The sequence below is a fragment of the Dehalococcoidia bacterium genome (genome assembly GCA_035574915.1).
Lineage (GTDB): Bacteria > Chloroflexota > Dehalococcoidia > DSTF01 > WHTK01 > DATLYJ01.
The window spans coordinates 1-8628 of the sequence record DATLYJ010000165.1 but is presented as its reverse complement, the minus strand read 5'-3'; the positions used below and the strand labels follow the sequence as shown (position 1 = coordinate 8628).

The 8628-nt window shown below is 68.4% G+C and carries 7 protein-coding genes; 2 read left to right on the top strand and 5 right to left on the bottom strand.

The window, feature by feature from the left end:
• Window positions 1-192: 192 nt before the first annotated feature.
• The 5 genes from recJ to VNN10_14925 all read right to left on the bottom strand — a co-directional run bounded on the left by recJ (window position 193) and on the right by VNN10_14925 (window position 5531).
• Window positions 193-1914: a single-stranded-DNA-specific exonuclease RecJ gene (gene recJ, locus VNN10_14945; GenBank protein HXH23319.1), complete on the bottom strand. Its 1722-nt coding sequence runs from the start codon at window positions 1912-1914 to the stop codon at window positions 193-195.
• 255 nt (window positions 1915-2169) lie between these two features.
• Window positions 2170-3717: a bifunctional phosphoribosylaminoimidazolecarboxamide formyltransferase/IMP cyclohydrolase gene (gene purH / locus VNN10_14940; GenBank protein ID HXH23318.1), complete on the bottom strand. Its 1548-nt coding sequence runs from the start codon at window positions 3715-3717 to the stop codon at window positions 2170-2172.
• A gap of 92 nt (window positions 3718-3809) precedes the next feature.
• On the bottom strand, window positions 3810-4184 hold the full coding sequence (locus VNN10_14935; GenBank protein ID HXH23317.1) for a HEPN domain-containing protein: 375 nt from the start codon (window positions 4182-4184) through the stop codon (window positions 3810-3812).
• Complete coding sequence (locus VNN10_14930; protein HXH23316.1) at window positions 4141-4542, bottom strand: nucleotidyltransferase domain-containing protein; 402 nt, start codon at window positions 4540-4542, stop codon at window positions 4141-4143. The genes VNN10_14935 and VNN10_14930 overlap by 44 nt, the downstream gene beginning before the upstream one ends.
• Window positions 4539-5531 (bottom strand): MoxR family ATPase, encoded by a 993-nt coding sequence (locus VNN10_14925; GenBank protein HXH23315.1) that lies wholly within the window; start codon window positions 5529-5531, stop codon window positions 4539-4541. The genes VNN10_14930 and VNN10_14925 overlap by 4 nt, the downstream gene beginning before the upstream one ends.
• A gap of 118 nt (window positions 5532-5649) precedes the next feature.
• Here VNN10_14925 and VNN10_14920 point away from each other — a divergent pair, with 118 nt between their 5' ends.
• Both VNN10_14920 and VNN10_14915 read left to right on the top strand, forming a co-directional pair.
• Window positions 5650-6936, top strand: coding sequence for an alpha/beta fold hydrolase (locus VNN10_14920; protein HXH23314.1), 1287 nt, complete (start codon window positions 5650-5652; stop codon window positions 6934-6936).
• 134 nt (window positions 6937-7070) lie between these two features.
• Window positions 7071-8628: ATP-dependent DNA helicase RecQ (locus VNN10_14915; GenBank protein ID HXH23313.1), on the top strand; the 1558-nt coding region annotated here is incomplete at its 3' end.

Here is an 8628-nt window from a genome sequence, read left to right as displayed (position 1 = left end):
GGCCGGGGCGGCCAGGGCGGTGGCGGCGGCCGTGGCCCGCGACCCCCGCGCCAGCTTTACCCCGGCCCCTAGGCGCGAGAGCCACGTAAGAAGGGCGTCGAGACAACCCGCATCGGACGGGGCGCCGTCGTGCCTGCGCCTGCGCTGTCGCCGATGCGTTGACACTGAAAGACGCCGCCTGGCGCCTGTCCGTCACCCGGCTGGCGCGAGGTCCTCGAGGGTGAGCTGGAGGGCCTTGCCGCCGTCGGCATAGACGGGGCCGTAGCGGTCGCCGGCGAAGCTGTAGACGACGTCCGCCAGAGAGCCAGCCGCAGGCGCCTCCTGCTCCCAGTTGAACAGGATTCCGGACCAGGTGACGGGGCCGTCCTTGAGCTTGAGGCGCAGGTGGCGGCCGTCTTCGCCGACCGTCCACGACTCCAGGACCTGTACGCGCCGGCTAAGGAGAGTCGGGTCCGGATTCGCCATGCCGTGCGGCTGCAGCCTGGAGAGCCACTTGATCTCGTGTCCGCGGACGCGGCCCAGCTCCCATTCGGCGTCGATGTCCACGCTCGGACCGAGTTCCACTCCTGCAAGGGCCCTGCCGGCGTGCTCGAGGAGGCGGTCACGCAGTTCCGGCAGGCGGTCATTACGGATGGTGAAGCCGCCTGCCTGCCGGTGTCCGCCGAAGCGGTCGAAGAGGTCGGCGCAGGCGCGCAACCCGCTGACGATGTCGTAATCGGCGATGCTGCGGCAGCTGCCGCGGCTGTGGGTCTCGCCCACGTGGAAGACCACTGCCGGGCGGCCGAAGCTCTCGACCAGCTTAGATGCCACCAGCCCCACGATGCCCTGGTGAAAGCCCGGCGAACCTACGAAAGTCAGCGGCGCTTCGAGCCCTTCCGTCATCTCCCTGGCCAGCGCCTCGGCGGCGCGGGTCATGTCCTGGCGCTCGCGGTTGAGGACGTCGAGCCGGGCGGCGAGCTCGTCCGCCCTCGCCTCGTCAGGGGTCATGAGCAGTTCCAGGGCGGCCGAGGCGTCTTCGAGGCGGCCGGCGGCGTTGAGGCGCGGGGCCAGAGCGTAGGCAATCGCCTGGGACGATACCTCCTTGGGCGCGATGCCGGCGGCGCGGAGCAGGGCGGCCACTCCCGGCCGCGAGGTGCTCGCGATGGCCGCGAGGCCGCGGCGGACAATGTCGCGGTTCTCGTCCACGAGCGGCACGAGGTCGGCCACGGTGCCGAGGGCGGCCAGGTCGAGGTAGTGTCCGGCGGGGAACGGGCGGCCGCAGGCCTCGTACAGGACGCCGGCCAGGCGGTAGGCGAGGCCGGCGGTCGCGTACTCCGTGAAGGGATATGCGGACGTTGGCAGCTTGGGGTTCACGAGCGCCGTGGCGGGCGGCAATGCGGCCGGCGGCGTGTGGTGGTCGACGACGATGACGTCGACGCCGAGCTGTCGGGCGCGCTCGACCTCGAGGACGTTCGTAGTGCCGCAGTCGCAGGTCACGAGCAGGCGCGTGCCCGCTGCTGCCAGCGCCTCGATGGCCGCGACGTTGAGGCCGTAGCCCTCGCGCTCTCGGTTGGGGATGTAGGGCCGGGCGACGCCGCCGAGGTCGTTGATCGATTCCGTGAGCGTTGCCGTGGACGTGATGCCGTCGACGTCGAAGTCCCCGTAGACGGCAACTGGATCGCGGTTGCGAACGGCGTCCCGGAGCCGCCGCACGGCGGCGTCCAGGCCGGGCAGTAGGAAGGGGTCGCGGCGCGGCAGATCGCTGCCGCCGAGGAAGACGCGCGCTTCAGCGGCAGAGGTGATGCCGCGCAGCTCCAGGAGCTTAGCGATGAGCGGCGGGAGCCCCAGGTGCGCAAGCCGTCCAGGCGACCGCGGTGCCGGGCGCAGACGCCAGCGCCGCCGGCCGCGCGCGGGGGGGAATGCGGGAGCCGTCAATTGCGCAGTCAAGCTAGCGAACACATATTCGGGGCCTGGGGCTGCTCTGTCAACTGGCGGCCGGCCGGGATTGTCGGCTTGTGGGCTGCGGGCCGCGCGGCCAGGGCTAGCGTTGGCTCTGGGCTCCCGCCGCGGCGCGCAAGGCCTGTGACTCTCCGTTCGCCGCCGGCCATTAGCGCGGAGCGAATTCGTTCGGGACGATTCTGGCGAGACTGCTTGGCTGCCTGGCTCGGAGGTTTGCAGGCCCCCGTTGCCTTAGTGGCGGAAGTGGCGTTCGCCGCCAGTCCAGACGAGGGCCATGCTGGCGGCGTCGGCGATGGCGATGACCTCGGCGTCGTTGACGGAGCCGCCGGGGGCGATCGCGGCCGTGACGCCGGCGGCGGCGGCCAGGGCCATGCCGTCGAAGAAGGGGAAGAAGGCGTCGGAGGCGAGGACGCTGCCGCGGGCGCGCTCGCCGGCCCGCTCGACAGCGAGCCGCACGCTGGTGACGCGGTTCGGCTGACCGGCTCCCATGCCCACCATGGCGTTGTCCTTCGCCAGCACGATGGCGTTCGAGCGCACGTGCTTGCAGGCGCGCCAGGCAAAGCGCAGGTCCCGCAGCTCCTCTTCCGTCGGCTGGCGCTTGCTCACGACCTTAAGCTCGAGCGTAGCGTCGTCGGGACGGCGGTCGGGCTCCTGCAACAGGAAGCCGCCGCCGACGCGGCGGAGGTCGTACGGCATCCCGGGCTCGGGCGGGACCTCGAGGATGCGCAGGTCACGCCAGCGCGTGAGCGCCTCCAGGGCGCGCTCTGTATAGCCGGGGGCGACAATGACGTCGTAGCGCATGCGCTGGCCGCTGCTGGGGCTGACGCTGGCGCGCATCGCGCGGCCCAGGTATCCATCCACAGTGCGGTTGCAGGCGACGATGCCGCCGAAGGCGCTGATCGGGTCGCCCGCGAGGGCCCGTTCGTAGACTGCCGGCAGCTCCTCGCCGGTCGCCAGGCCGCAAGGCGTGTTGTGCTTGATGATGGCGATGGCGGGCTGGGCGAAGTCGGAAGCGCAACGCCAGGCGGCGTCGGCGTCCATGATGTTGTTGTAAGAAAGCTCCGGACCGTGTAGCTGCTTGAGCCGCACGATGCCGCCTTTGACACCGACCTCCTCGTACAGCGCGCCCGCCTGGTGCGGGTTTTCGCCGTAGCGCAGCCTCATGCGGCGCCGCAGGCCGACAGTCAGCTCCTCTGGCCAGTCGCTGGCGTCATCGCGGAGGTAGGAGGCGATCAGGGTGTCGTACAGGGCGACATGCTGGAACGCCTTGGCAGCGAGGCGCCTGCGGCCCTCGATGCCGAGCGCTCCGGCGCGGAGGGCATCGATGACCCCGGGATAGTCGCGCGGGTCGCAGATGGGTATGACGTCCGGGAAGTTCTTCGCGGCGGCTCGGAGCATCGCCGGCCCGCCGATGTCGATGTTCTCGAGGGCGTCCTCGAGAGTGGCGCCCTCCCTGGAAGTGGCCGCCTCGAAGGGATAGAGGTTGCAGGCGACGAGGTCGATGGCAGTGATGCCGTGTTCCGCGAGCTCCGCGGCGTGGGATGGGTCGGAGCGTCGCGCGAGTATGCCGCCGTGCAGCTTCGGGTGCAGCGTCTTCACCCGGCCGCCGAGGATCTCGGGCGAGCCGGTGACGTCGGCCACCGAGCGCACCGGCAGGCCGGCGTCGCGCAGGGCCTTCTCGGTGCCGCCGGTAGCGATGAGTTCCCAGCCGAGGTCGACGAGGCCGCGGGCGAGGTCGATGAGGCCGGTCTTGTCGTAGGGGGCCAGGAGGGCGCGCATGGACGCATCGATTGTCCGACAGTGGGCGGGCGGTGGGAAGGGGACCAGGTGGCGCGTCTTAGGCGTCGAGCGTCTCGCGCCTTGGCGCCCTCTCAGGCAAGCCTTGCCCGGACGAAACTCACTATGCGGGAAGCCCGCTCGATGGCGTCCTGCGCGTCTTCGAGTTCGAAAGTGCGGCTCGGTCTGACGAGGGGATATCGTGAAGGCAGGTAATATTCGTCAAGGACATCGCAATCAGGCTTGAGCTGCGCGAACCTGGCGTCTAGCTCGACCGCTAACGACAGGAGCGATATCAGTTGCGGGTAGTCTCGCGTCCTTTCCAATAGATAAGCCTTGAGGGCCTTCTCGGCGGCCTGTTGAGCCGCAAAACAGGTACGCGAGAAGAATCCGCCTTGCGACGTATGCTTCGCCCAGGCGAGATCATCAAGAGCGAACTGGATCCAGACGTTTGGATCCCGGTCGGTCATAGACGGTGGTGCCCTTCTTCAGGACTTCCTCGACGATGAAATAGCGGTTCTCCGCGACCGCTTCGTCGAGCTCATCCGGCGTGAGTACGAGAATGTCGGCAGGGGTCCAGTAGCTCTTTGCGAGCGCGACCTTCTTGAGTCGCTCTGGAAAGCGGTCCGAGGTCTCTGCAATCACGAGAAGGTCTAAGTCATGCCAGGGTCGTCCCTCGGCCGCCGAGCCGTAGAGGATGACCTTTTCGGCATCGTAGACGGCGAGTATGTCATCGACGACGGCCTTCAGGGCACTGTCCAGCTCACCTGGCTCGTGGACCTTCCGGTCATCACGGCGTGATGAGGCCGCTCGGGCACGCGGGCTCACGGGACGGCGACTCCTTCGAGGATGCGGTTGACGATGTCGTCGCTGGTCAGTTCCTCGGCTTCGGCCTCGTAGGTGATGATGACGCGGTGACGGAGGACGTCGCGGGCGACGGCCTTTACGTCGTCCGGGGTGACGTAGGCGCGGCCGTTGATGAAGGCGTGCGCCTTCGCGGCCTGGGCCAGGTAGATGGTCGCGCGGGGAGAAGCGCCGAAGGCAATGAGCGGCGCCAGCGCGTCTAGCCGGTAGACCTTCGGATGGCGCGAGGCCTGGACAAGGTGTACGACGTAGTCGCGCAGGGCGTCGTTCAGGCTGACCTGCGTCACCGCGTTGCGGGCCGCCAGCAACTCGTCGATCGACACTACCTGGCGGACTTCGTGCGGGGTCAGTCCGCTCTCGAAGCGCTCCAGGATCTGGCGTTCTTCCTGCCGGGAGGGGTAGTCCACGACGGCCTTGAGCATGAAGCGGTCCAGTTGCGCTTCGGGCAGCGGATAGGTGCCCTCGGACTCGATCGGGTTTTGGGTCGCGAGCACCATGAACGGCTGCGGCAGCGGGTAGGTCTCGCCGCCAATGCTCACCTGTCGTTCCTGCATCGCCTCCAGGAGGGCGGATTGCACCTTTGCGGGCGCGCGGTTCACTTCGTCCGCGAGGACGATGTTCGCGAAGATGGGGCCGCGCCGGGTGTGGAACTGCCCGTCCTGGGGGTTATAGATCTGCGTGCCTGTGACGTCCGCTGGCAGCAGGTCAGGCGTGAACTGGATCCGCACGAAGCTGGCGCCGATGGTGTGAGCCAGAGTGTGCACCGAGAGGGTCTTGGCCAGCCCCGGCACGCCTTCGATGAGGATGTGGCCGTCGCAGAGCAGGGCGATAAGCAGGCGGTCAATCAGATACTTCTGGCCGACGATGACCTTCGCGACCTCGGTGCGGATTGCTTCCACGAAGCCGGACTCCGCGGCTATGCGCCTGCTGAAATCGTCCGTCTCGACCGCCACGCGACCTCCTCCCTGGACTTCGCTTTCGAGTATATACGAGCGTGCCCGGTCCCCGGGTGAGCGACTGTGCGCCGCGTCACGAGCCCTGGCCCCCGGAACCCCTATAGAATTGAGGGACATGGACTCCTGGCTGCGCTACGCGACCACGGCCGACGGGCTCAGCATCGCCTACACCGTCCTCGGTTCGGGCCCACCGCTGGTGCGCATCACAGGGGGGCTCTGGGACCATGCCCAGGGCTATCAGCGCATCGAGCCGTTCCGCAGGCAACTCGAGCGCCTGGCTGCGCGCTTCACGCACATCCAGTACGATGCGCGCGGCACCGGCCTCTCCCAGCGCGGCATCGCCGACTTCAGCCTGGAAGCGCAACTGTCGGACCTCCAGGCCGTCATCGAGGCCAGTGGTGTCGACAAGGTCAACCTCCTCTCTCACTTCACCGGGGGCTTCGCTGGCATGGCGTACGCTGCGCGCAACCCGGACCGCGTTTCCAACCTGATCCTCTTCAGGCCTCACTTGAGAGGTACCGACTACTTCAACGAGCGCGCTATCAGGGCGATGGCGGCCTACAGGGAGATGGCGGCGGAGGACTGGTGGGGATACCTGAGCACGGTCACGAACAGGGCCGTGCGCTTCGACAATCCAGAACTCGCCCGGCAACTCGCCGCCGTCTATAACGAGTCCATGACTCCGGAGACCATTCGCCGCTTTCAGGACGACTACAGCCAGATCGATGTCAGCGACCTTCCGGAGAGGATCGCCTGCCCGACCCTGATCGTGGTGGACACGGCTCGGGGCGCGTTCTCCGATGACCCCTGGCGCGAGGTGGCGGCGCGCATCCCGAACGTGAGCCTGGTGATGGTGCGCGGCGCGTTGCCCCTGGCCTACCTGGACGAGACGACGGACGCGATCCTCTCCTTCTTGGGCCAGGAGGCAGGCACTACGGCCCGGGACGACGGGGGCGAGGCGCTCCAGGTGCTGCTTTATATGAAGGTAGAGCAGCCCGGCCCGAGCTACGAGGCAACTCTTCGCGAAATGACGCGCGCCCGCGGAGGGTTGCGCTTCGGGCCGGGCGGCGAAGGCTACATTGCCGCCTTCCGTTCGGCCCAGATGGCGCTCGAGACGGCGGTGGACATCCAGAACGTCTTTACCACCCAGGGCGACCCCGCCGGGCTGCGGATAGGCGTCGACGCCGTGGACCAGGTAGTCGCCGGCGCCTCGGGACTGGGCGTGGCCGGCCAGCGCGCGGCCCTGATCGGCAACGCAGCGGTCCCGGGCGAAGTGCTGGTCACCGATGTCGTCCGGCAGCTGGTTACGGGCAAGGGGTTCCTGTTCGCCGCTCGCGACGCCGGCGCCTATGAGGGCTCGGACGAGCCCGTGCACGTCTATGAGCTGCGCTGGCGCAGCTGAAGGCCCGGCTCCGTAACCTGACGCCTCCGCGCGCGAGCGCGCTCTGAAGGCGGCCGGAAGCGCCTATTGACACAACCACGGCCCTCGCGATAGAACAAACGTGCTTGTGGCGGGCTAGTCGGAAGGTGGGCCGGATGGCGCAACTCGCGGTGGATGACTCGGTCGGACCGGCCCTCGCCGCCGTGCTGCGAAAATACTGGGGCTTCGACCAGCTTCGCCCTCTGCAACAGGAAGCCATCGCCGCCGCCCTGTCCGGCCGTGACTCGCTCGTAGTCTTGCCTACCGGAGGCGGCAAGTCCCTCTGCTACCAGGCGCCCGCCGCCGTGGCGGGACGCACGGACATCGTCGTTTCGCCCCTCATCTCCCTGATGAAGGACCAGGTGGACGCGCTCCAGGCCGCAGGTTACCCGGCTGCCGCCCTGCACAGCGGCATGAACGACGAGGAGAGGTCCCGGGTGCTGCGTGAGATGCTCAACGGCTCCCTGCGCCTGGTCTTCGTCGCTCCGGAGCGGCTGCTGACCTCGTCGTTTCTGGCAGCGGCGCGCAGGGCGGACGTGAGGGCCTTCCACATCGACGAGGCGCACTGCATCAGCCAGTGGGGCCACGATTTTCGCCCGGAGTATCGGCGCCTGCGCGAGCTGCGACGCGCCTTCCCTCAGGCTTCGATCCATGCCTACACCGCTACCGCCACGCCGCGCGTCCGCGGCGATATCGCGGTGCAGCTGGGTCTGCGTGGCCCTGCCGTCCTGGTAGGCCGCTTTGACCGTCCGAACCTCGATTACCGGATTGTGCGGCGTGAGGACCCGGCCCGCCAGGTGCTCGAGACCCTCGGCCGCCATCCTGGCGAAGCAGTGATCGTGTACTGCATCAGCCGCAAAGAGACGGAAGAGATGGCCGCCTTCCTACGCTCGCAGGGCATCAAGGCTGGCGCCTATCACGCCGGGATGACGGCGGTCGAGCGGACGCGCACCCAGGAGGCGTTTGCTGCCGAGGAGCTAGACGTGGTGGTGGCGACGGTCGCCTTCGGCATGGGCATCGACCGCAGCAACGTCCGCTGTGTAATCCATGCCGCCATGCCGAAATCGATCGAGCACTACCAGCAGGAGACGGGGAGGGCTGGCCGCGACGGCCTGGAGGCCGAGTGCGTGATGCTCTTCTCGCCCGCGGACTCAAACCGCTGGAGCTTCATCCTCGGCCAGAGCGAGTCCTCGCCGGAGGTGCTTCAGGCACAGCGCGCCCTGGTACGAGACATGCGCAACTTCTGCGAGTCTCCCGTCTGCCGGCATGTCGCGCTCTCGCGCTACTTCGGCCAGACGTTGGAGACCGAGAACTGCGGCGCCTGCGATGTTTGCCGGCCGGGCGAGGCGGAGGCGGCCGCCGGAGAATCCGGCTGGGCAGGCGTCGACCGCGATCTCTTCGAGCAGCTTCGCCTCCTGCGCCGGAAGATCGCGGAAGAGCGAGACGTGCCGGCGTACGTCGTCTTCTCGGACGCGACGCTGCGCGAGATCGCGCGCGTGCGCCCCGGCGGTCTCGTGGAAATGAAGCGCGTCAAGGGCGTCGGTGACCGGAAGCTTGCGGACCTGGGGAAGCGGTTCGTCGCCGCCGTTCGGGCTTACTGCGCCGCGAACGGCGTTTCGATGAACGTCTTTCCAGCGGACCAGCGGGCGCCACGGCCTGCGGCGGGGCAGGCCG

What these genes read in the sequence shown, in the direction of transcription:
- purH (HXH23318.1), bottom strand. Translation starts at nt 3,717, where the DNA reads ATGCGCGCCCTCCTGGCCCCCTACGACAAGACCGGCCTCATCGACCTC.
- VNN10_14935 (HXH23317.1), bottom strand. Translation starts at nt 4,184, where the DNA reads ATGACCGACCGGGATCCAAACGTCTGGATCCAGTTCGCTCTTGATGAT.
- VNN10_14920 (HXH23314.1), top strand. Translation starts at nt 5,650, where the DNA reads ATGGACTCCTGGCTGCGCTACGCGACCACGGCCGACGGGCTCAGCATC.